Raw genomic sequence first — 21388 nt, 5'->3', positions numbered from 1 at the left:
ACGGGAGGCACGACGACCTCAGACCACGGCGCCGGCGCGGTAGCCGACGCCGCGCACCGTCGTGACGATCTTCGGGTTGTCGGGGTCGAGCTCGACCTTGGCCCGCAGGCGCTGCACGTGCACATTCACCAGGCGGGTGTCGGCCTTGTAGTGGTAGCCCCACACCTGCTCGAGCAGCATCTCGCGCGAGAACACCTGCTGCGGCTTGGAGGCGAGCGCGACGAGCAGTTCGAACTCCAGCGGCGTGAGCGCGATCGGCTCGTCGTGGCGCCGCACCTCGTGCGCGGCGACGTCGACCGTCAGATCGCCGATGCGCAGCGTCTCGTTCAGCGGCTGCGCGGCCGGCCGGAGGCGCGTCCGGATGCGGGCGACGAGCTCCTTCGGGTTGAACGGCTTGACGATGTAGTCGTCGGCGCCGGACTCGAGACCCTTCACGACGTCGGCCGTGTCGGTGCGGGCGGTCAGCATGATGATCGGGATGCCGGACTCGGCGCGCACGCGCGTGCAGATCTCGATGCCGTCCATGCCGGGCAGCATGAGGTCCAGCAGCATGAGGTCGGGACGCTCTTCCCGCCAGATGTCGACGGCCTTGAGCCCGTCCGCGCAGAAGACCGTGTCGAATCCCTCGGTGCGCAGGACGATGCCGATCATCTCGGCCAGGGCGGTGTCGTCGTCGACCACCAGGATGCGTGATGTCATCTCGCGCGTTTCAGTCCTTTGCGTCCGGCCGGGGGCACGGCACTGCTCGCGCGTCCCCGTGCGCTCCCCACAGAGTAGTCGAAGACGCCTGAAGACAGGCCGAGGGGGCGCTCGGCGGACGCTGAAGCGCCGCAGAACCGTCGGAAGGGTGTGAAACGATGGGGAACCACGATCACGAGGAGGCGCATCCGTGACCGCCTATCCGGCCTGGACCCCGGCGTCCCGCCCCGGCATCATCCCGCTCCGGCCCCTGACGTTCGGCACGATCCTCGGACGCTCGTTCGCTGCGCTCCGCCAGAACCCGCGCGTGCTCCTCGGCTTCGCGCTGTGCGTGCAGACCGCGGCGTACATCCTCGTCCTGCTGGGTGTGGGCGCGGTCGCCCTCGCCTCCTTCACCCGCCTGGACACGCTGCGCGAGGGCACGGACGAGTTCAACGCCGTGCTGGCCGGGTCGGTCGCGGTCACCGCGATCGCGGCGTTCGTCCTGGGCCTGGCCTCGGCGGCGCTCGGCGTGATCGTGCAGGGCATCGTCGTCACGGAGGTCGCGCACGCCGCCGTCGCCGAGAAGCTCACTCTGCGCGCCCTCTGGCAGCAGCTCAAGCCCGTGGTCTGGCGTCTGATCGGCTACTCGTTCCTGCTGACCCTGGCTGTCCTCGTCGTGATCGCCGTCGTGGCCGCCGGTGTGATCGCGGTGGGGGTGGCCGCCCTCCCCGTCGCGATCGGACTCACCGTGCTCCTGATCCTCGCGGCGGTTCCGCTCACGCTCTGGCTCAGCACGAAGCTCCTGCTCGCGCCCGCGGCGATCATCCTCGAGCACGCGACGATCCGCGGCGCCGTCGTCCGTTCGTGGACGCTCATCCGCGGGCGCTTCTGGCAAGCGCTCGGCATCGTCGTCATCATCTCGCTCACGTTCGGCGCGATCGCGCAGGTGATCAGCCTGCCGTTCTCGTTCCTCTCCAGCGGCCTGACCACGATCATCGCGCCGACCGGAGCCCCGGAGCCGAGCGCGATCATCGCGATCATCGCCGGCGCCGTCCTCACCCAGGTCGTCACGCTGCTCATCCAGTCCGTCGCCGTCGTCGTCCAGGCCACCGCCACCTCGATCATCTACATCGACTGCCGGATGCGGCGCGAAGGCCTCGACCTCGACCTGCTCACCTACATCGAGCGGCGCGACGGCGGTGCGACGGCCCTCCCCGATCCGTATCGCGAGAACGTCGGGCGCGAGATCGCTCCGCGCCCGACGGCGTACGCCCCGGGCTACGGCGCCTACCCGCCGCCTCCGTACCCGGGCCCGTCGGCCGCTCCGGGCTCCGCGACGGCCCCCGGCTACGCTCCCGCCCCCGGCTACGCGCCAGCCCCTGGTCACCCTCCCACCCCGGGCTACGCGCCCGCTCCGGGCTACGCGCCCGCGCCGGGCTACGCGCCTCCCCCGCCGTATTCACCGCCCCCGGCATCCGCCGCGCCTCCTGATCCGACGGACGACGCCCCGCCGACCCGCTGGACGGCGCCGGGAGCGCGTCCCGACAGGGCCGACCCCGACTCGCCGTGGTCCTGACCGCCCTTCCGCGGCTGTCCGCCTCCGTCCCGCCCCTCACTCCGGACGGCGACGAGGCGCGCCGGTGGGCCGAGCAGGAGCTCTCCGATCCGGCGTACGCCGCGGCTCAGCCCACGCCGCTGGACCTCATCGCTCGCGCGGTCGGCGATTTCTTCGCCTCGCTTTTCGGCACCCAGCTCGAGGGTGAATGGGGTCCGTGGGTCGCGCTGATCGCCGCGATCGTCGTGGTCCTCGTGATCGTGGCAGCGTTCCTCATCTGGGGAGTCCCCCGCGCCACCGGGCGGCGCCGAAGGGCGGAGGACCCGTTCCGGACCGACGACGGCCTGTCCGCCTCCCGATTGCGTGACGACGCCGCCGCCCGCGCCGCGGCCGGCGAGTGGGACGCCGCGATCGTGCTGCGCTTCCGCGCACTCGCGCGCGGGCTGCTCGAACGCGGCGCCGTCGACACCCCGCCCGGAGCAACCGTGCACGCCTTCGCGCGGTCGGCCGCACGAGCGTTCCCCGCCGAGGCCGATGTCCTGGAAGGGGCCGCGGCGGGCTTCGACGACGTCCGCTACCTGCGTCGTCCCGGCACCTCCGAGCTCTACGCGCGCATCGTCGCGGTCGACGAGCAGGTGACCCGCACCCGCCCCGTGCTGCCCGAGTCCGCAGGTCTCACGGAGGCGGCCCGATGACCGCGGCGACCGTGGCCGCCGATCCGGCATCGGGCACGACAGCGCCTTCCCGGCGACGACGCGTCACCGCGTGGATCGCGATCGCCGCCGTGCTGATCGGCGTCGGGATCGCAGGCACGGCCCTGGCCGGCCTCGGCCGCTGGAGCGAGCGGAACGTGCTCGATCCCGAGTCCGCCGGTCCCACCGGCGCGCAAGCCCTCGTCGAGATCCTCCGCGACCGAGGAATCGACGTCACCGTCGTCCGCGACCGCGCCGCGGCGCGCGAGGCGCTGCAGCGCGGCGCGGCCACGCTCGTGGTGCCCGACGCACCGTCCCTGTCCGACGACGGCCTCACCGCGGTGACGGATGCCGCCGCCGACGTCGTCCTGATCGACCCGCGCGCCCGCACCCTGCGACTGCTGCTGCCGGGATCGTCGACGTCGGGCGTGGGGCCGGGCACCGTCGTCGACGGCGCCTGCGCCCTCGCCGCGGCCGAGCGCGCGGGCGGCGTCGCACCCGGCGCGATCTACCAGTCCGGCGCCGGTATCGACGCGTGCTACGCGACCGGAGGCGGCTACGGACTGCTCTCCGGCACACGAGACGGTCGTCCGCTCACGGCGGTGGACGGGCGGGCGCTCTTCACGAACGAGCATCTCGCCGAGAACGGCAATGCCGCCCTCGCCGTCAACCTGATGGGGCGGCATCCGACGGTCATCTGGTGGATGCCCGCCCTGACCGACACCGATCTGATCGACGGCGATCCGTCGCTGGGCGAGCTCACCCCGCCGTGGGTGAGCCCGGTGATCGTGCTGCTGCTGGCCTCAGGGGTCGCGGCGGCGATCTGGCGCGGGCGGCGCTTCGGCGCGCTCGTCGCCGAGCGCCTCCCGGTGACCGTCCGCGCGGGAGAGACCACCGAGGGCAGGGCGCGGCTGTACGCGCACGCCCGGGACGCGCTGCACGCCGCCGACCAGCTGCGGATCGGCGCGCTGTCCCGGCTCGCCGCGCTGCTGGGCCTGGGCCCGCAGGCGGCGGCCGGAGAGATCGCGGATGCCGCCGCCGCGCGCACCGGATGGGACCGCGGCGCCGTGCGCGGCATCCTGATCGACGCGACACCCCGCACCGACGCCGATCTGGCGGAGCTGCACCGACGGCTGAAAGACCTCGAACGGGCCGTGCACGTGCGTGTGCGACCCGAGACCGCACGTGACGAAAGGACCACCCGATGAGCGATCCGACCCCGCCCCCGACCGCAGACGACGCCGCCCTGCGCGAAGCGATGAACCGGGTGCGCCTCGAAGTCGGCAAAGCCGTGATCGGCCAGGACGGCACCGTCACCGGGCTGCTGATCGCTCTCCTCTCGCGCGGACACGTGCTCCTGGAGGGCGTCCCGGGTGTGGCCAAGACCCTGCTCGTGCGAGCCTTCAGCACCGCCCTCGGGCTCGACACGAAGCGCATCCAGTTCACGCCCGATCTCATGCCCGGAGATGTGTCCGGATCCCTCGTGTACGACGCGAAGGCCGGCGAGTTCGAGTTCCGCGAAGGACCGGTCTTCACGAACGTCGTCCTCGCCGACGAGATCAACCGCACGCCGCCCAAGACCCAGTCGGCGCTGCTCGAGGCGATGGAGGAGCGGCAGGTCTCCACCGACGGCGTGACCCGGCGGCTGCCGGACCCGTTCCTGGTCGCCGCGACGCAGAACCCGATCGAGCAGGAGGGCACCTACACGCTCCCCGAGGCGCAGCTGGACCGGTTCCTCCTCAAGCTGATCGTCGAGATCCCCGCGCGGGACGCCGAGCTCGCCGTCCTCCGCCGCCACGCCGAGGGCTTCGACCCGCGCGACCTCGCCGCGGCCGGGATCGGACCGGTCGTGAGCGCCGCCGAGATCCACGCGGCACAGCAGGCGGCGGCATCCGTCACGGTCTCGGACGACGTCCTCGGCTACGTCGTCGACCTCGCCCAGGCGACCCGTCGGAGCCCTTCCGTGCAGCTCGGCGTGAGTCCGCGCGCGACGACCGCGCTGCTGGCGGCGGCGAAGGCGTGGGCGTGGCTCGGCGGATACCCGGCGATCACCCCCGACCACGTGCAGACGATGCTCGTGCCGACATGGCGGCACCGGCTGAGGCTGCGACCGGATGCCGAACTCGAGGGCGTCTCGGTCGACGCGGTGCTCGGTTCCGTGCTGCAGCAGACCCGCGTTCCGATCTGACGTGTTCGTCACCGGCCGCCTCCCCCTCCTCGTCGCCCTCGGCGCCGTGCCCGTCGTGCTGCTCTCGCTCGCGGGTGTGAATGCATGGATCGGCGCGGCGGGCTGGCTGCTCCTGTGCGCGGCTGCGGCGCTCGGCGACGCGGCCCTAGCTCCCGACCCCCGCGTCCTGCGGGTCAACCGCGATGAACCCGCCCGCGCGCTGCTCGGCCAGCGTGTGGAGACCGGCATGTGGCTGACCAACCCCGGGGAGCGCCGGGTGCGCGGGCGGATGCGCGACGCCTGGCAGCCGACCGCGGGAGCGCCGGAGGCGCGCATCCCGATCGATGTGCCTGCCGGAGAGCGTCGCCGCGTCACCGTGCCGCTGGCGCCGCGGCGCCGGGGCGAGCTGAGGTCGGAGTTCGTCGCCGTGCGCGCGGACGGTCCTCTGGGACTCGCGGGCAGGCAGGCCACGGTGACGTCGCGGGGCAGCATCCGGGTCCTTCCCCCGTTCACGGCACGACGTCACCTGCCGTCGCGGCTCGCGCGGCTGCGCGAGCTGGACGGCAACACGAGCGTGCAGGTGCGCGGGCAGGGCACCGAGTTCGACAGCCTTCGCGAATACGTGCGCGGAGACGACGTGCGCTCGATCGACTGGCGCGCCACGGCCCGGGCGGGCACGACGATGCTGCGCACGTGGCGGCCCGAGCGCGACCGGCACGTCGTGATCGTGATCGACACGGGGCGCACTGCGGCGGCGCGCGTCGGCGACGGCGTGCGCCTGGATGCCGCGATGGAGGCGGCTCTGCTGCTCGCCGCCCTCGCATCCCGCGCAGGCGACCACACGCATCTGCTCATGTTCGACCGGACGACCCGGGCGCGCGTGACTCGGGTGGATGGCCCTTCGCTGCTGCCCGCGCTCGTGGACGCGATGGCGACCGTCGAGCCGCAGCTGATCGACACGGACTGGGACGCGGCGTTCGCCGCGGTGCGGAGCCTCACCTCTCGCCCGTCGCTCGTCGTGCTGCTGACGGCGCAGGATGCTCCGGATGCCGCTCGCGGGTTCCTCGGATCCCTTCCCGCCCTCGCCCGCCGCGCGCACGTGCTCGTCGGCACGGTGACCGACGCCGAGCGGGTGCCGGCAGCGGACGCCGCGGACGCCGCGGCGGCGTACCGCGAGGCCGACGCGGAGCGCGCCTCCCGCGACGCCGCCGCGGTCGCCGCCGAGGTCGCCCGCGCGGGCGGCGAAGCGATCAGCGCGGATGCCGAGGCCCTGCCGCCCCGGATCGCCGACCGCTATCTGGCGCTGAAGGCGGCGGGGCGACTCTGACGCCGCCGCGACGGGACGAACATGACGCCGGATGACCGGCATCCGCGCCCTGCCGACCACGCTCCCTGGGAAGTTGCTGAGCATGCCCTAGGCTCTGGGTCGGCGGATCCGCCGCCCGTTCCGATCAGAAGGAGCTTCGAGTCATGAGCGACCCGCGTCCTGACAAGCCCGTCGAGCCGACCGAGCTCGATCACACCCCCGCGGAGGTCCCGGCCGGACCCTCGACCGCGGCCACCCTCATCGCTGAGGCGTTCGGCACCCTGCTGCTGGTCCTCGGCGTCATCAGCACGGCCCTGTTCGCTGCGAACTTCGGCGCGAGCGACAACGGCACTTCGCTCGGCGTCGGCTTCACCGGCGTCGCCCTCGCCGTCGGCATCACCGTGATCGCGGGCGCGTACGCGTTCGGTCCGATCTCGGGTGGCCACTTCAATCCGGCCGTGACCCTGGGCCTCGCGGCCGCGGGTCGCTTCCCCTGGAAGAGCGTCATCCCCTACGTGATCGCCCAGATCGTCGGCGGTCTCGTCGCGACGACCCTGATCGTGCTGATCGGCATCTTCGGCCCGGACGGCTGGCTGTCCGCGGCGCAGGACGGCGGGTTCGCGAGCAACGGCTTCGGTGAGCTCTCCCCCGGCGGCTTCGGCCTGGGTGCGGCGATCATCGTCGAGGTGCTGTTCACGGCGCTGTTCGTCACGGTGATCCTCGGTGTCACGCACTCCACGCGCGGCTCGAACTTCGCGGGCCTCGCGATCGGTCTGACCCTCGTGCTCATCCACCTCGCGATCATCCCCATCGACAACGCGTCGGTGAACCCGGCCCGTTCGATCGCGACCGCGGTGTACGGCGGCGGCCTGGCGTTCAGCCAGGTGTGGGTGTTCATCGTGTTCCCGATCATCGGCGGTCTCATCGCCGGCTTCGCCTACCGGGCGCTGTTCGACGGGACCCGCAAGAAGGCCTGAGTCTGCTCTGCCGAAAAGGGCCGGTCCGCTTCGCGGCCGGCCCTTTCGCTTTGCCGGGGTCAGCCGGCGGTGAGCGTGGGGGTGCCGGCCTCGTACTCGGTCACGTCGCCCGTCTCGCCGCGCCGATGCGCGCGGCCGCCGACGAAGACCATGTAGAACACGAAGACCCCGAGCGCGAGGGCGCCGATGCCGATCTTCACGGGCCACGGCCAGGGCTGGGCGGTCACGAACCCCTCGATCAGGCCCGACAGTCCGAGGGCGATCACGAGCCCGAGCGCGATCGTCGCGAGGGAGCGACCGGCAGCGGCCAGCGCCTCCCCGCGGGAGCGCCGTCCGGGGGCGACCCAGGCCCAGCAGATATGAAGCCCCGCCGCGCCGGCGACGAAGATGCACGTCAGCTCGAGCAGGCCGTGCGGGAGGATGAACAGCAGGAACACATCCCCGCGGTCGAACGCGAGCATGACCGCGGCGGCGGTGCCCACGCCCACGGCGTTCTGCACGAGCACCATGATCGGCCAGATGCCGGTGATGCCGAAAAGAACGCACTGCGCGGCGATCCACGCGTTGTTCGTCCACACCGTCCCGGCGAACACGGCGGCCGGGTTCTCGCTGTAGTACCCCGTGAACTCGTTCTCGGCGTAGTACTCCAACTGCGCCCGGCTGCCGAGAGACGCGACGAGCGCCTCATCACCCGAGATCCAGAACGCGACGAGCGCGGTCACCGCGATGAACAGCACGGCGATCACGAGCGTCGTCCACCGCACCCGGTACAGCGCCGCGGGCAGCTGCAGCGCGAAGAACCGCGGAATCTGCCGCAGCACGTTCTCCGGAGCCCCGGTCAGGCGCAGCCGCGCCCGGGCGAGCATCGTCGAGACATGGTCGCCGTGCGCGGTGCGGCCGGCGGACGTCTTGATGTCGGCGAGATCCGCGGATGCCGCACGGTAGCGCGTGACGAGCTCGTCGACCTCGCTCCCGGACAGCCGGCGCGAGCGACTGAGCTCGTCCAGCCGCGCCCACTCGGCGCCGCGCGCGGCCGCCAGAGCGTCGAGGTCCATGCGGTTAACTGTACGCATGCCCGCACCGACACCCCCTGCCGCCCGGGTGGTGGATCTCGCCCAGGACGAGATCCTCACGGGCGAGGCTGTGGCGCTCGACGTGCAGCCGGTCGGGTACTTCCTCCGTGCGTTGGGCGCGCTGATCGACGTTCTCCTGGGCGTCGTCGTCTTCGTGCTCCTCGCGCTGGTCGCGATGTGGCTCGTCGGGCAGGGGGCGCTGGATGCCGTCACCCTGCCGATCCTCACGATCGTGGTCCTGGTCACCGTGACCGTCGCGATCCCCACCGTGGTCGAGACGATCACCCGTGGACGCAGTCTCGGCAAGCTCGTCGTGGGCGGACGGATCGTCCGCACGGACGGCGGTGCGTCCGGGTTCCGGCAGGCGTTCATCCGGGCACTGGTGGGCGTGTTCGAGATCTGGCTCACGGTCGGGGCGGTCGCCGCGCTCGTCGGCGCCTTCACACCCCGCGCGCAGCGGCTCGGCGACCTGATGGCCGGCACCTACTCGGAACGCACACGCACGCCGAAGCTGCCGCCGCCTGCTCCGCCGGTGCCACCCGCCCTCGCCGGATGGGCGCCCACCGCCGATGTGGCCCGCCTCCCCGACCGCCTGTCGCGCCGCATCGCGCAGTTCGTGCAGAACGCCGACGCGATGCAGCCGCCGCAGCGGGCCCGGCTCGCGCAGGCCCTCGCGGCGGAAGCGTCGGAGCACGTGTCCCCGGTCCCTCCCGTGGATGCGGAGACGTTCGTCCGCGCGGTGGTCGCCGTCCGCCGCGACCGCGAGCTGCGCGCGCTTCAGCTCGAGGACCAGCGTGTCGCCGCGCTCACGGCATCGGCATCCGGCACCCCACGGGGGTTCCCGGAGCGCTGACCCGCGGGTTCAGTACCGGTAGTGCTCCAGCTTGTAGGGCCCCTCCACCGGGACGCCGATGTACGCGGCCTGCTCCGGGCTCAGTTCGGTCAGCTCGACACCGAGCGCCGCGAGGTGCAGCCGCGCCACCTTCTCATCGAGCGCCTTGGGCAGCGTGTAGACGCCGACCGGGTACGCCTGGATGTTGGTGAAGAGCTCGAGCTGGGCGAGCACCTGGTTCGTGAAGGACGCACTCATGACGAACGAGGGGTGCCCGGTGGCGTTCCCGAGGTTCATCAGGCGACCTTCGCTGAGGACGAGCACACTGCGCCCGTTCGGCAGCCGCCACTCGTGCACCTGCGGCTTGATCTCGATCGCCTCGGCGCCCGGGAGCGACTCGAGCCCGGCCATGTCGATCTCGTTGTCGAAGTGGCCGACGTTCGCGACGATCGCGAGGTGCTTGAGTCCCAGCAGGTGCTCGACGGTCACGACGTTCTTGTTGCCGGTCCCGGTCACGACGAGATCGATCTCGCCCAGAACGGACTCCAGGCGCGCCACCTGGAAGCCGTCCATCGCGGCCTGCAGAGCGCAGATCGGGTCGACCTCGCCGACGATCACGCGTGCCCCTTGACCGCGAAGCGCTTCCGCCGCGCCCTTGCCCACGTCGCCGTACCCCACGACGAAGGCGGTCTTGCCGCCGATGAGCACGTCGGTGGCCCGGTTCAGTCCGTCGGGGAGCGAGTGACGGATGCCGTACTTGTTGTCGAACTTCGACTTGGTGACCGAGTCGTTGACGTTGATCCCCGGGAACAGGAGCTGCCCTGCTGCGGCGAGCTCGTACAGGCGGTGGACGCCCGTCGTGGTCTCCTCCGTCACTCCGATCAGTCCCTCCGCGAGACGCGCGAAGCGCTCGGGGTCGCGCTCGAGGCTCGACCGAAGCGTGTCGAGCACGATCCGGTATTCCGCGGAGTCCGAGGGGGCGGCATCCGGCACCGCGCCCGCGCGCTCGAACTCGACGCCCTTGTGGACGAGCAGGGTCGCGTCGCCGCCGTCGTCGAGGATCAGGTTGGGTCCGGCGAAGCCTTCGGCCGACCAGTCGAAGATGCGGTCGGTGCACGCCCAGTATTCGGCGAGCGTCTCGCCCTTCCACGCGAAGACGGGCACACCCGCGGGTGCGTCGACCGTGCCGGTCGGACCGACGGCGACCGCGGCGGCGGCTTCGTCCTGCGTGGAGAAGATGTTGCAGCTCGCCCAGCGCACCTGCGCACCCAGAGCCGTGAGGGTCTCGATCAGCACAGCGGTCTGCACGGTCATGTGCAGCGACCCGGCGATGCGGGCACCGGCCAGGGGCTGGGCGGGGCCGAACTCCTCGCGCAGGGCCATGAGACCCGGCATCTCGTTCTCGGCGAGACGGATCTGGTGACGCCCGGCTTCGGCGAGGCTCAGATCGGCGACGTGGAACTCGAGGGCGGCGGCGACATCAGTGCTCATCCGCCCATTCTCCCAGACGGGCCGGCGCGTCAGCGCTGCGCGAGCGTCTCGTGACGGACGACGACCCAGCCCTTCGGCATCGACAGCCGGTCGGTGTGGATCGCGCACAGGTCGTGGGCGTGCGGGTCGCCACCGAACCCGAGGGGTCCGAGGACCGCCATCTGGTCGCCGTAGTCGTAGGTGAGGGTGGAGACGGCCTCGCGGGCGCATCCCACCTTCGAGCAGAGTCGTTCGCGCATCGCCTCCACGCTATCCGCGCCCGCCGCACCCGCGTCGCCGCCGCGCCGCGCACCCCACCCCTCCCCCACGTTGGCGACACCAACCTGCGATGGCGCTTCAGATTTCGTGGGGCCATCGCAGGTTTCCGGCGCCGACGCAGCGAGCGACCCCGCGACGTAGGATCGGAGCATGGCATGGCGGCGCAGCAAGGAGCATGCACCCACTCCCGCGCGCCGGCCGTCCCGCCACGGCCGCCACGGCCGAGAGGGCCGGAGTCCGATCGTGCGCCCGCCGCTGCCGCCGCTGGAGACCCGCGTCGATCGCTTCGACCTCGCTGTCGGCACGGCCGCGGAGTTCCTCCGTTCGGCCTGGCCCGAACTGCGCGATGTGAGCTTCGAGGTCGGCGACATGCCCCCCTCGACGGACGACGACGGCATCCCCCGCTGGCGGGCGCTGGTCGACGAGAAGCGCATCATCATGTACCGCCTCCCGATCGAGCGACTGAGCCACCTGCACCGCGACGACGACCTGCACCGCCGCATGATGGTCGAGAGCAGCGTCTTCCGGGCCGCGGCGGAGTACCTCGGCCGCGACCCGTGGGACCTCGGGCCGGAACGGTTCCGCTTCTTCTGAGTGCGGCGCTACGGGTAGACCGTGATCTCGCCCGCGGCGGCATCCGACGGCCACACCGGGAATCCTGCGAGCGCGCCGTCGCCGCTCTGCGTGAGACCCGCGCGGATGCCGCCCCCCTCGGTGCTGAGCCGGTAGACGGTCCGGGCGGTGAGCTGCACCGAGGCCGACGCCCCGGGGGCGACCGTGACCTGCTGGGCGAACGCGCCGTCCACGGCGTCCACGCTCACGGTGACCGCTGTGTCGGTCGGATTCGCGAGCGCGAGGACCGGCGCGGGGCCGGGCGGCGCGGCGAACAGGCTCGGCGCCTCCACTTCGGGTGCGGCGGCGTACCACGCGAAGTCCGATCCCTCGCCGAATCCGGTGGTCTCCCACACGGCCGCCACGACGGGTGACTCGGCGGTCACGACGACGGTGTAGTCGCCGGCGACGAGGGTCGGCAGCTCCACCTCGGTGGGGATGCCGGCGGTGACCGGCACGGTCTCGGTCGTGGGCGGCCCCGCCGCGGCCCCGATCGCGGTCGCGGTGATCGTGACGGTCGTGTCCGCGTCGGCGGAGAGGATGCGCACGAGCGTCGCGGTTCCGGTGGCGCCGTCCGCACCGGGGTTCTGCGTCACACTGACTCCGGGGACCACCTGGGTCTTCGCCGACGCGGCGATCGCGCCGACCTGGTCGACGCCGCCCGGAACGAGGGTGCGGGTGATGCTCGTCTGCAGCGCCGCCTGCACGGGTGCGCCGGTCGCCGTGACCCGCACCACCGGGCTCTCCTCCCCGAGGACGAGACCGGCCAGCGGAACGACGATCTGCGCGCCGGGCGCGACGACGAGGTCGGTGCCGCCGGGCGGGTTCTGCACGCCGGCAGCACCGTAGACGGTGAGCTGCACGGTCGCGGGGACGGTGCCGGGGTTCGCCAGCAGCACGACGTCGGACGCGCCGGTCGCGGCCGATCCGCCCACGAGCCACGACTCCATGAGCGCGGGCCGGCACGCGGACGCGGCGAATCCGCGGAGATCGTCGGCCGAGACCGTGGCGGATCCGGATGCCGCGACGTCGGTCCGCGCGCCGGCCGCGGGGGCCGCGACGACGACTGTCGGCGCGGAGACGCCGTCGATCGTCGGTCCGGACAGCGACGCCGACGAGGGTGTCGGGTCGCCCTGCGCGACTCCGCTGATCACACTCTGCGGCGCAGCGGTCTCGATGCGCGAGGCATCCACCGCGTCCCGCCCGATCGCGAGGACACCGCCCGTGCACACGAGGACGCTGTCGGCCGGCGCCGGGGTGGCCGCGACCTGTGCGGGCTCTCGCCCCAGCGTCGGCCACGCGATCGAGACCGAGGTGACGACCGCGATCACGAACGCGATCGCCACGAGCGTGCCGGCCAGCAGCCGCGCGCTCGTGGTCGCCCATCGGAAGGCGGGGCGGTCGGTCATCGGCCTTCCCTCCAGTGCGGTCCCACGACGCGGGGCGCGCGGCGGGCTTCGCGACGCGACGCCGCCGTCGGGATCGCGAGCAGCAGCGCCACGAGCACCGCGCCGAGCTGCACGAGTCCGATCGTGCGGGACAGGTCGTGGACGGATGCCGACGCCGAGGCGCGCGGCTGAACGTCCTGGGTCACGCGCCAGAGCGCGCCCTTCGCGGTATCGCCCACGGCGTCGAGGCCGTCGCGCTGGTTGAGCGCGGTCTCGGCGGAGAGCCGGAAGGCGCGCGAGAGGTCGGACTCGGGCGCGGCGGCCGGGGCCAGGAGGACGAAGCTCACCCCGTCCGCGGCGAGGTCTCCGACGACGTCCTCCGCGGATGAGGTCACCAGGTTCGCGGTGAGGTCCGCCACTTCGTCGTCTGAGGGGATGCCGGCCGTGCGCGTCGACAGGATCGTCGCCTGTCCGTTCAGGGTCTGACTCCCGCCCCACACGACCTGCGCCGACACGCCGCCCTCGTTCTGCGGGGTGAGGATGATCGTCCCCACTTCCGGATCCTCCCGGCCCGCCGCGGCCACGTACGCCGGCAGGGTGCTCGCCGGGCCGTTCGTGAGAAGGGATGTGCCCCGCGCCATCGACGTGAGCGCCGGAACGGCGAGCACGAGCACACCGACCATCGCGACGGTCGCCGCAACCGTGCGCACCGCGGCGAGCCGCGGTGCGAGCCCGGCATCGAGGGCTGCGAGCGCGCCGCCGACCGCGCCGAGCCAGGCGAGGCTGAGTCCGGTCCCGGGCCAGAGCGCGACGGGGAACGACTGCGCGAACGCGACCGAGATGCCGACCGCCCCGAACGCGGTCGCGAGGCCGAGCGCCGTGATCACCAGCAGGGTGATGCCGGCCGCCCAGCGCTGCGTGAGCGGGGCGATGACCGCGAGCAGCGCGACGGGCGCCGCGAGCAGCGGCACCCACCACGTCGGCACGCCCGGCAGGAACCCCGCCCAGCCGACCAGGTCGGGGGTCGGGATGCCGGCGGCCAGCAGCGCCCGCCCCGCGGCATCCGCCGCCACTTGCGGCCCCGCCCACCCCAGACCCGGGTCGGCGAGCAGCCCCCACGCATTGCCGGTGCGCAGCTGACGCCACACGAGGGGCGCCGCCAGCAGGGCCCCCGGCACGGCGATCCAGATGAGTCGCGCGACGCCGCGCCCGCGGCGGAGCACCACGGTGAGCACGATCGCCCCGACGAGCGCGACGACCAGAGCAGGGGCGAGCGAGGGTGCGCACGCGATCACGGCGGCGAAGAGGAGGGATGCGGCTCCGGACGCGACCCAGGAGCGCTGCGCGACCGAGCCGGCGTAGAACAGCCAGGGCAGCAGGAGGTGCGCGAGCACGGCGCTCGGCCGTCCCTGCGTGAGGGCGGCCAGGAAGGTCGGCGCGAGCGCCCAGAGCGCGCCGCCCGCGAACCGCAGCACGGAGCGGTCGGTCACGCGCGTGGCGGCGAACCAGCCGCCGAGCGCCGCGAGGGGCAGGGCGGCGAGCCACACGATCACGAGGGCGCGGGACGGGTCGAAGGGCCAGAGCGTGCCCACGACAGCGAGGACGGCGGCGAACGGGTCGGCCGGGCCGATCGTGTCGAAGCCCGATGCGCGCAGGCCGTAGGCCGCCTCGGCCCACAGCTGCGCGACGCCGGCCACGAGCGGCTGCAGTCCGCCCCCGCCGAGCACCGTCCACGCGGCGAGCGCCGGGAAGGCCGCGATCGACACGACGATCGCCCCGAGCACGAGCCAGGCGCCACCGCCGGTGAAGAAGCGCAGGTCACCGCGTCGTGCGGGATCGATCGAGTCCGCATCGTCGTCGAGCTGCTCGCGCAGGTCGCGCTGCGAGACGCGCAACGGAGTGATCTGCGCCCACGACGCGGCGCGCGACGTGCGGATCCGTGTGCGAGCGCGTGCGACGGACGGCAGTCGGACCAGGGCCGCCAGCGCCGCCTGCCACTCGGGGATCACGAATCCGGGCTGCTTCCGCACGAGCTGGAGGATCGTTCGCCACACCGCGATCGGCAGGATGGCGAGCCAGAGGAAGAACACCGCGACCGGTGAGGCGTACACGAGTCGGCGGTGCAGCTGGGCGGTGCGGGAGGCGAAGGCGCGCCTGCGGCGCCGCGGAGCGGTGAGCGGGGCAGGGAGCCCCGCCACGCCGTCACCGGCGACCGCGACGAGGGCGGTGGGGACCAGCAGCACGCGGGCCCCGCTCAATCGTGCGCGCACGCCGAGGTCCAGACCTTCGTCCGCTCCCGAGAGCGATCGGTCGAGGCCGCCGAGCGACCGCCATGCGTCGGTGCGGGCGAGCACTCCGCGGATGTCGGACCCGAGGACGTCTTCGCGGGCGTCGTGCTGACCCTGGTCGAGTTCGTCATCGGCCAGTTCGATCGTGCGGCCGAAGCCGGTCATGCTGACCCCGAGTGACACGATCGACGTGCGGTCGTCCCAGCGGACGAGCTTGGGCGCGACGAAGGCCACCGACGGGCCGAGCTCGAGGGCGCCGACGAGGCGGGCCAGCGCCTCCGGCTCGGGAGCGGTGTCCTGCGCGAGCAACCACACCGCGTCGCCCGTCACGCGCAGGGTCGCCATCGCGGTCGCCGCAGCGAACGTCGTGGACGCGGGCGCCGTGATCACCGATTCGGCCCCGGACGCGGCAGCCACGGCGGCGACACCCGGGTCGTCACCGCACGCGACGATCGTGAGCGCATCGACGCGCCGCGTCTGCTCGCCCAGGGCCGCGAGCGTGCGGCGCAGGTGGTGCGCCGCCGGCGTGCGACCGTCGGGGCGCACGACGAGGATGGCGTGGACTCTGGCGGGCATGACGTGGTCAGCCTAGGTCGGCGGCGGCGACGAGCCGCGCGCACGCGCCGCGAGGGCGCGAACGCGACCGGATCGCTCTGCGGCTCAGCCGGTCAGCTGGCGCGGCGCTTGAGCTTGCGGCGCTCGCGCTCGCTCAGGCCGCCCCAGATGCCGAAGCGCTCGTCGTTCTGCAGCGCGTACTCGAGGCACTCGCCCCGGACGTCGCACGTCGTGCAGATCTTCTTCGCGTCGCGGGTCGATCCGCCCTTCTCGGGGAAGAACGCCTCTGGGTCGGTCTGCGCGCACAGCGCATCGGTCTGCCAGCCGAGCGGGTTGCCCTCTTCGTCGGCCAGCGGCCGGCGGACTCCGGGAACCCCGAGCTGGACCGGGTCGACGAACCAATTGTCGGGAACGCCGGAACGGTAACCCGTCATCTCGTTCTCCTTGCTGTCATCCCCCCACGCTGTTCGCGTGTACGAGTAATTACACCCGTGTAGTTCGCCAGGGTCAAGTCGCAGATCGTAAAGCCTCATCCCGGACTTGAACGTTTACGACGCGCCAGCGGCGTGTCGCGCTCGGATCACGATCCGGACACGCCCGGCTGCGCGACGAACAGCTCACCGCGTCCCGCGGCGACGGGACGCTCGTCGGGCGTGATCAGCACCGCCTGACCGGGGCGGAGGGACACGGGCTCGCCCGCCGCACCGCGCAGCGTCACCTCACCGGCGGTGGCGACGGCGATCGCGACACCGGTGAGCGCGAGCGCGACGTCGGCATCCGCCACCTCCACACGCGTCAGGGCGAAGTCGGGCGCGGGCGTCGGGTAGACGAACACTCCCCCGCTGCGGGATTCCGCGCGGACGACCGGAGCGGGGCCCGGTGTCGCGTCGAGCACGGCGACGAGCTCGTCCACGTCGATGTGCTTGGGGGTGAGCCCGCCGCGCAGCACGTTGTCGCTCGCGGCCATGAGCTCGACACCCAGCCCCTCGAGGTAGGCGTGCAGGACGCCCGCCGGGACATACACGCCCTCACCGCGGCGCAGGGTCACGAGGTTCATGAGCAGCGCCACGACGATGCCCGGGTCGCCCGGGTTCGTGGCGGCCAGGCGGCCCACGAGCGCGAACTCGGCCGCGAACGCGTCGGACCGGGTGCGCGCCGCGGCGGCCACCACGTCGTCGACGGTCGCGGACGAGTCGCCCGAGAGCAGCCACTGGATCGTGTCGCGGAGCGCGGAGGCGGCATCCGGCCCGCTCAGTCGCGCCGCGAGATCGTCGCCCGCGGGCCCGAGCTCCGCCAGCAGGCGCTGCGTGGTGTCGAGGTCGCGGAGCCCTGCGAGCGCGGTGAACTCATCGCTGATCGCGACGATGAGTTCGGGCTTGTGGTTGTCGTCGCGATACGTGCGCGTCCCGGCGTCCCGTGGGATGCCCGCGGCCTCCTCGCGCGCGAATCCTTCGATCGCCTGCGCCCGCGAGGGGTGCGCCTGGATCGAGAGGGGGGAAGCCGCCGCCAGGAGCTTCAGCAGATAGGGCAGGCGCTCCGGTGCCCCGGTGCCGGCGCCCTCGTCGCGGAGCCAGTCGCCGAGCGGGCGGCCGTCCGCCACGCGGGCCGGGCAGCCGGGATGATCGCCGAACCAGATCTCGGCCTCCGGCTGCCCGGATGCCGGTCGGCCCTCGAGGTCGGCCAGGAGGTTCGTGGAGCCCCAGTCGTAGTCCCGAGGCGTGTTCGTGATCGGCGCGAGCATGCCTCCAGGCTAGAGGGCGCCAGCCGGTAGCCTGATCTCACGATGGCCGTCCACTCGAAGCACCCCGCGTCGGCGCCCCCCGCCGCGCCCGCCCGTGAGAAGACGGGTCATCTTCTGCTTCGCGGCTGGTGCATCTTCGTGCTCTTCATGGCGCTGTCCGGAACCGCGTGGATCAACGCGTTCGGCGAGATCCCGACCGCCGTGATCACGATCGCCGGCGGGCTTCTCTCGATCGGCCTCTGGTTCGGGGTCCGGCCGCCCGTGCAGTGGCGGCGCCTGCCGTGGTTCGCGATCGGCTATGTCGTGTGGGCCACGGCGTCGATCATCTGGTCGGCCTGGCGCGAGGCCACCGCGCTCACGCTCCTGCTGCTGGTGATCACGACCCTGCAGGGACTCTTCATCGGGAGCGTCCTCACGTGGCGTGAGATCGTCCGCGCGCTCGCGTCGGCGCTCAAATGGGTCATCGCACTGTCGCTCACATTCGAGCTGTGGGTCTCGGTGTTCATCGGCGGGCCGATCCTGCCCGGATTCATCGTCCCGAGCGAGCCGGCGGAGGACCCGATCGTCTACTGGTCGCGCGACAACCTCTTCGACGGCGGGCGCCTGCAGGGCATCATGGGCAACGCGAACCTCCTGGGTCCCGTCGCGCTGCTCGCGATCATCGTGTTCGCGATCCGCTTCGCCGCCCGCGCCCCCCGCCGGACGCTCCTGATCGGCTGGATCGTCGTCTCGGCCTTCCTCTTCGTCCGCGCCTCCTCCGCCACCGCGTTCGTCGCGGCGGTCGCGGTGGTCGTCGTGCTGGTGACGGTCCTGCTGATGCGCCGGGCGAAGCGTCCCGGCGAGCGCACCCGGTACTACATCGCGTACGCGGTCGTCGGCATCGGCGGTCTCCTCGCATTCTGGTTCTTGCGCGGGCCCGTGTTCGAGGCGCTCGGCCGCAGCGCCGACCTCACCGGCCGCGAGCGCATCTGGGAGGACGTGCTCGCGCGGGCGAACGAGCACCCGTGGATCGGCTGGGGCTTCTCCACGCCGTAGATCACGACCGACCCGGCGTTCGACGGCTGGATCACCGATCACGGACAGACCGTGATGCAGGCCCACAACATGTGGATCGACGTCTATCTGCAACTCGGCGTCATCGGCGTGTTCCTGATGGTCATGACCTACCTCGCCTACATCTGGCGGTCGTGGTTCTTCGCCGTCGACCGGCCCCGCTGGGATCTGCGCGCCGACCGCCCGTACTCGCCGCTGACCCTGCTGCCGACCCTGCTCGGTGCGGTCCTGCTCGTGCAGGGTCTCGCGGAGTCCAGCCCGCTGCTGTTGTGGGGCTGGATGCTGGTGGTCCTGCTCGCGTTCAAGATCAAGCAGTCCCCGCACATCGGCGAAGGCGCCGCAGAGATGCGCATCGCGATCGAGCGTGGCGAATTGACCACGCAGGCCTCATGACGACGGCGGGCGCGCCGCCCGTCCGCTGGATCGCTCTGCTCGCCTCGGCCGATCTCGCGCGCGCCTTCACGATCGCGGTGTTCGGCGCGGTCTTCTCCGCGTTCGCGATCGAGCGGATCGCGGGTCGGGTCACCTACGCGTCGATCGTCGTCGCACTGTGCGTGCTCGGGCTCGGGATGCTGATCGCCCGGCGCCGCGAGATCTCGCTCGTGCGGCTCGCGCCCACCACCGTTCTGCTGTTCATCGCGTGGGCGCTGGCGAGCGTGTTCTGGAGCCAGGACACCTCCGGCTCGTTCTGGGGATGGGTGTCGCTGTTCGGCCTCGCCTTCCTCGCCGTGACGATCGGCCACGTCCGCGACACGCTGCAGACGGTGCGCGCGCTCGGGGACGTGCTCCGAGTGCTCCTGTCCATCTCGCTCGGCATGGAGATCCTGTCCGGCATCCTGCTGGACATCCCGATCCGCTTCCTCGGCATCCAGGGGAACATCGCCCAGTTCGGACCGGTCCAGGGCATCTTCGGCACGCGCAACCTGCTCGGGTTCGTCGCCGTGATCGCGCTCATCACGTTCCTGATCGAATACCGCACCCAGACGGTGCGACTCGGTGTCTCGGTGTACTCGGTCGTGCTCGCGGGCGGTCTCGCTGCGCTGAGCGACTCCCCCACGGTGCTCGTCCTCGCCGTCGCGGTCGGTCTCTCCGTCGGCGCCCTCGCGCTCGTGCGGCACGCCCGTCCCGCCGACCGCTCCGCACTGCAGTGGACGTTCGGCGGGATCGTGGTCGCAGGTCTTGCCATCGGCTATGCGGCGCGGCATCCGATCATCGCCCTGCTCGGCGCCGGCTCGGACTTCGCGACCCGCGTGACCCTGTGGAACACGATGGTGGACTACCTTCGCTCCAAGCCGGTCCAGGGCTGGGGCTGGTTCGGGCCGTGGAACGGCGCGGAGTTCCCCTTCAGCGCGATCAACTACACGCTGCGCACGAGCCACGCGAGCGGGCTGAACGCCTACTTCGACGTGCTGCTGCAGCTCGGCTGGATCGGTCTGCTGCTGTTCGCCGGTCTCGCCGGCGTCGCGCTCGTGCGCTCGTGGCTCGATGCGAGCCAGCGCCGCTCGGTCATCTACGCGTGGACGCCGCTCGTCCTCATCGCCCTGCTCGTCGACTCGATGTTCGAGAGCTTCACGCTCACCGGTTTCGGGTGGCTGCTGCTCGTGCTGTGCGCCGTCCGGGCCGGACAGTCCCGCTCGTGGCGCGAGCGGATCGATGCGGGCGGGCCGCTGCTCCCCCGCATCCAGGAAGCGCCGGGTGGGTCGCGGTAGGATGCTCAGGCCATGCCCCGTACAGCTGACAAGCCCGAGATGACGTCGACGACCCCCTTCGATCCCGCTTCTGCCACGATCGCGATCGTCACCTACAACCGCTCGGGACTGCTCACGCGGCTGCTGGAGAGCATCACGAAGATGGACCCGAAGCCGGGTCATGTCGTCATCATCGACAACGCCTCGGTCGACGACACCACCGCACTCGTCGAGTCGTACCGCGAGAAGCTCGGTACCGAGCTCGTGTACCGGAGGCTCGAGACCAACACCGGCGGGTCCGGCGGCTTCAGCGAGGGCATGCGCACCGCGTACGAACTCGGCTCGACGTGGATCTGGCTGATGGACGACGACGTCGAGGTGCTTCCCGACGGTCTGGCCCGCATGGGTGCGTGGGCGCCGCGGTTCAAGAGCATCCAGGGCCGGCGCTACGACTACGACGGCAGCGAGTTCTACTGGCAGTACCGAGTCGCCGAGCCGCTGGGCATCCCGATCCCGTTCGCACCCGCCGGCTTCGACGCGTCCGGCTTCAAGCCGATGAACTCGGGCTGTTTCGAGGGCATGTTCATCCATCGCGACATCGTGGAGCAGATCGGCCTGCCGGACCCGCGCTTCTTCATCTACTGGGACGACCAGATGTACGGCTGGCTCGCGTCGCGGAAGACGACTTCGGTCATCGTGGACGAATTCGTGCTGCGCCGCACCCGCGAGATCAAGCAGTGGGACATGGGCATCCGGCACATGAACGCCTCGAGCAACGCGTACCGGTACTACATCATGCGCAACCGCGGGCACATGAAGAACTACTACCGCTCGCTCGGTGTGTACAACCCGGTGCTCTTCGGCATCGGAACGGCGCTGACCTTCGGTAAGGAGCTCATCCGCCTCGTGGCCGTGGAGCGTACTGTTCGAGGTACCTCGAACCTCTTCCGCGGCATCCGCGACGGCGGCAAGATCGCGCGCGACGCGTCGTGGCAGCCCATGCCGCCGCTGGTGGGCGCCGAAGGCTGAGG

At 72.1% G+C, this 21388-nt stretch carries 19 protein-coding genes and 1 pseudogene; 12 read left to right on the top strand and 8 right to left on the bottom strand.

The features are described 5' to 3' along the window. Nucleotides 1-18: 18 nt before the first annotated feature. Nucleotides 19-699, bottom strand: coding sequence for an MtrAB system response regulator MtrA (mtrA, locus tag ABD197_RS05600; RefSeq protein ID WP_344052447.1), 681 nt, complete (start codon nucleotides 697-699; stop codon nucleotides 19-21). A gap of 190 nt (nucleotides 700-889) precedes the next feature. Between mtrA and ABD197_RS05595 the strand changes: the two genes are divergently transcribed. The 6 genes from ABD197_RS05595 to ABD197_RS05570 all read left to right on the top strand — a co-directional run bounded on the left by ABD197_RS05595 (nucleotide 890) and on the right by ABD197_RS05570 (nucleotide 7378). After that, on the top strand, nucleotides 890-2257 hold the full coding sequence (locus tag ABD197_RS05595; RefSeq protein ID WP_344052445.1) for a glycerophosphoryl diester phosphodiesterase membrane domain-containing protein: 1368 nt from the start codon (nucleotides 890-892) through the stop codon (nucleotides 2255-2257). Next, nucleotides 2248-2931: a DUF4129 domain-containing protein gene (locus ABD197_RS05590; RefSeq protein WP_344052443.1), complete on the top strand. Its 684-nt coding sequence runs from the start codon at nucleotides 2248-2250 to the stop codon at nucleotides 2929-2931. The genes ABD197_RS05595 and ABD197_RS05590 overlap by 10 nt, the downstream gene beginning before the upstream one ends. Next, complete coding sequence (locus ABD197_RS05585) at nucleotides 2928-4136, top strand: DUF4350 domain-containing protein (protein ID WP_344052441.1); 1209 nt, start codon at nucleotides 2928-2930, stop codon at nucleotides 4134-4136. Before ABD197_RS05590 ends, ABD197_RS05585 begins: the two co-directional genes overlap by 4 nt. Next, nucleotides 4133-5116, top strand: coding sequence for an AAA family ATPase (locus tag ABD197_RS05580; RefSeq protein WP_344052439.1), 984 nt, complete (start codon nucleotides 4133-4135; stop codon nucleotides 5114-5116). The genes ABD197_RS05585 and ABD197_RS05580 overlap by 4 nt, the downstream gene beginning before the upstream one ends. 1 nt (nucleotide 5117) lies before the next feature. Continuing rightward, nucleotides 5118-6422 carry a DUF58 domain-containing protein gene (locus tag ABD197_RS05575; RefSeq protein ID WP_344052437.1) on the top strand — a complete coding sequence of 435 codons (1305 nt, stop codon included), beginning with the start codon at nucleotides 5118-5120 and terminating at the stop codon, nucleotides 6420-6422. A gap of 143 nt (nucleotides 6423-6565) precedes the next feature. Next, nucleotides 6566-7378 (top strand): aquaporin, encoded by an 813-nt coding sequence (locus ABD197_RS05570; RefSeq protein WP_344052435.1) that lies wholly within the window; start codon nucleotides 6566-6568, stop codon nucleotides 7376-7378. A 59-nt stretch (nucleotides 7379-7437) separates the two neighbouring features. Here ABD197_RS05570 and ABD197_RS05565 read toward each other — a convergent pair whose 3' ends face one another. Beyond that, the gene (locus ABD197_RS05565) at nucleotides 7438-8433 is read right to left on the bottom strand and encodes a stage II sporulation protein M (RefSeq protein WP_344052433.1); all 996 of its coding nucleotides are present in this window, start codon (nucleotides 8431-8433) and stop codon (nucleotides 7438-7440) included. A gap of 16 nt (nucleotides 8434-8449) precedes the next feature. Between ABD197_RS05565 and ABD197_RS05560 the strand changes: the two genes are divergently transcribed. Continuing rightward, entirely contained in the window at nucleotides 8450-9304 is an 855-nt protein-coding gene (locus ABD197_RS05560; RefSeq protein WP_344052431.1) for an RDD family protein, read from the top strand. A gap of 9 nt (nucleotides 9305-9313) precedes the next feature. Here the strand turns inward: ABD197_RS05560 and ahcY are convergent, their stop codons facing one another. Next, nucleotides 9314-10774: an adenosylhomocysteinase gene (gene ahcY, locus ABD197_RS05555; protein ID WP_344052429.1), complete on the bottom strand. Its 1461-nt coding sequence runs from the start codon at nucleotides 10772-10774 to the stop codon at nucleotides 9314-9316. A gap of 29 nt (nucleotides 10775-10803) precedes the next feature. Continuing rightward, the gene (locus tag ABD197_RS05550) at nucleotides 10804-11013 is read right to left on the bottom strand and encodes a DUF3499 family protein (RefSeq protein ID WP_344052427.1); all 210 of its coding nucleotides are present in this window, start codon (nucleotides 11011-11013) and stop codon (nucleotides 10804-10806) included. A 169-nt stretch (nucleotides 11014-11182) separates the two neighbouring features. Here ABD197_RS05550 and ABD197_RS05545 point away from each other — a divergent pair, with 169 nt between their 5' ends. Next, complete coding sequence (locus ABD197_RS05545; protein WP_425561001.1) at nucleotides 11183-11626, top strand: metallopeptidase family protein; 444 nt, start codon at nucleotides 11183-11185, stop codon at nucleotides 11624-11626. Between the two features lie 8 nt (nucleotides 11627-11634). On the opposite strand, the gene ABD197_RS05540 is transcribed toward ABD197_RS05545, so the two are convergent. The 4 genes and pseudogenes from ABD197_RS05540 to manA all read right to left on the bottom strand — a co-directional run bounded on the left by ABD197_RS05540 (nucleotide 11635) and on the right by manA (nucleotide 17616). Next, on the bottom strand, nucleotides 11635-13053 hold the full coding sequence (locus ABD197_RS05540; protein WP_344052425.1) for a DUF5719 family protein: 1419 nt from the start codon (nucleotides 13051-13053) through the stop codon (nucleotides 11635-11637). A 2201-nt stretch (nucleotides 13054-15254) separates the two neighbouring features. After that, nucleotides 15255-15896: pseudogene (locus ABD197_RS16705) on the bottom strand (glycosyltransferase family 2 protein); the annotation flags it as partial. Nucleotides 15897-15988: 92 nt separating this feature from the next. After that, the gene (locus ABD197_RS05530; protein ID WP_344052421.1) at nucleotides 15989-16309 is read right to left on the bottom strand and encodes a WhiB family transcriptional regulator; all 321 of its coding nucleotides are present in this window, start codon (nucleotides 16307-16309) and stop codon (nucleotides 15989-15991) included. 146 nt (nucleotides 16310-16455) lie between these two features. Further along, nucleotides 16456-17616, bottom strand: coding sequence for a mannose-6-phosphate isomerase, class I (manA, locus tag ABD197_RS05525; protein ID WP_344052419.1), 1161 nt, complete (start codon nucleotides 17614-17616; stop codon nucleotides 16456-16458). Nucleotides 17617-17658: 42 nt separating this feature from the next. Between manA and ABD197_RS05520 the strand changes: the two genes are divergently transcribed. Genes ABD197_RS05520 through ABD197_RS05505 form a run of 4 tightly spaced genes read left to right on the top strand, consistent with a single transcriptional unit; the run spans nucleotide 17659 to nucleotide 21386 of the window. Then, nucleotides 17659-18651 carry an O-antigen ligase family protein gene (locus ABD197_RS05520; protein WP_344052417.1) on the top strand — a complete coding sequence of 331 codons (993 nt, stop codon included), beginning with the start codon at nucleotides 17659-17661 and terminating at the stop codon, nucleotides 18649-18651. Nucleotides 18652-18702: 51 nt separating this feature from the next. Further along, nucleotides 18703-19062, top strand: a complete 360-nt coding sequence (locus ABD197_RS05515) for a hypothetical protein (RefSeq protein WP_344052415.1) — start codon at nucleotides 18703-18705, stop codon at nucleotides 19060-19062. After that, nucleotides 19059-20378 (top strand): O-antigen ligase family protein, encoded by a 1320-nt coding sequence (locus ABD197_RS05510; RefSeq protein WP_344052413.1) that lies wholly within the window; start codon nucleotides 19059-19061, stop codon nucleotides 20376-20378. Before ABD197_RS05515 ends, ABD197_RS05510 begins: the two co-directional genes overlap by 4 nt. A gap of 12 nt (nucleotides 20379-20390) precedes the next feature. Beyond that, complete coding sequence (locus tag ABD197_RS05505; RefSeq protein ID WP_344052411.1) at nucleotides 20391-21386, top strand: glycosyltransferase; 996 nt, start codon at nucleotides 20391-20393, stop codon at nucleotides 21384-21386. Nucleotides 21387-21388: the final 2 nt, after the last annotated feature.

Origin of the sequence: Microbacterium lacus (assembly GCF_039531105.1) — a bacterium.
In the GTDB taxonomy this organism is placed as follows: Bacteria; Actinomycetota; Actinomycetes; order Actinomycetales; family Microbacteriaceae; genus Microbacterium; species Microbacterium lacus.
Note: the sequence above shows the minus strand (reverse complement) of the source record. Positions and strands in the feature narration are given on the sequence as shown.

Bases quoted from the DNA above. Each gene is read 5' to 3' on its own strand.
- ABD197_RS05550 (WP_344052427.1), bottom strand. From the start codon at position 11,013: ATGCGCGAACGACTCTGCTCGAAGGTGGGATGCGCCCGCGAGGCCGTC.
- ABD197_RS05505 (WP_344052411.1), top strand. From the start codon at position 20,391: ATGCCCCGTACAGCTGACAAGCCCGAGATGACGTCGACGACCCCCTTC.
- manA (WP_344052419.1), bottom strand. From the start codon at position 17,616: ATGCTCGCGCCGATCACGAACACGCCTCGGGACTACGACTGGGGCTCC.
- ABD197_RS05530 (WP_344052421.1), bottom strand. From the start codon at position 16,309: ATGACGGGTTACCGTTCCGGCGTTCCCGACAATTGGTTCGTCGACCCG.
- ABD197_RS05510 (WP_344052413.1), top strand. From the start codon at position 19,059: ATGACGACGGCGGGCGCGCCGCCCGTCCGCTGGATCGCTCTGCTCGCC.
- ABD197_RS05570 (WP_344052435.1), top strand. From the start codon at position 6,566: ATGAGCGACCCGCGTCCTGACAAGCCCGTCGAGCCGACCGAGCTCGAT.
- ABD197_RS05560 (WP_344052431.1), top strand. From the start codon at position 8,450: ATGCCCGCACCGACACCCCCTGCCGCCCGGGTGGTGGATCTCGCCCAG.
- ABD197_RS05565 (WP_344052433.1), bottom strand. From the start codon at position 8,433: ATGGACCTCGACGCTCTGGCGGCCGCGCGCGGCGCCGAGTGGGCGCGG.
- mtrA (WP_344052447.1), bottom strand. From the start codon at position 699: ATGACATCACGCATCCTGGTGGTCGACGACGACACCGCCCTGGCCGAG.
- ABD197_RS05580 (WP_344052439.1), top strand. From the start codon at position 4,133: ATGAGCGATCCGACCCCGCCCCCGACCGCAGACGACGCCGCCCTGCGC.
- ABD197_RS05545 (WP_425561001.1), top strand. From the start codon at position 11,183: ATGGCATGGCGGCGCAGCAAGGAGCATGCACCCACTCCCGCGCGCCGG.
- ABD197_RS05585 (WP_344052441.1), top strand. From the start codon at position 2,928: ATGACCGCGGCGACCGTGGCCGCCGATCCGGCATCGGGCACGACAGCG.
- ABD197_RS05540 (WP_344052425.1), bottom strand. From the start codon at position 13,053: ATGACCGACCGCCCCGCCTTCCGATGGGCGACCACGAGCGCGCGGCTG.
- ahcY (WP_344052429.1), bottom strand. From the start codon at position 10,774: ATGAGCACTGATGTCGCCGCCGCCCTCGAGTTCCACGTCGCCGATCTG.
- ABD197_RS05520 (WP_344052417.1), top strand. From the start codon at position 17,659: ATGGCCGTCCACTCGAAGCACCCCGCGTCGGCGCCCCCCGCCGCGCCC.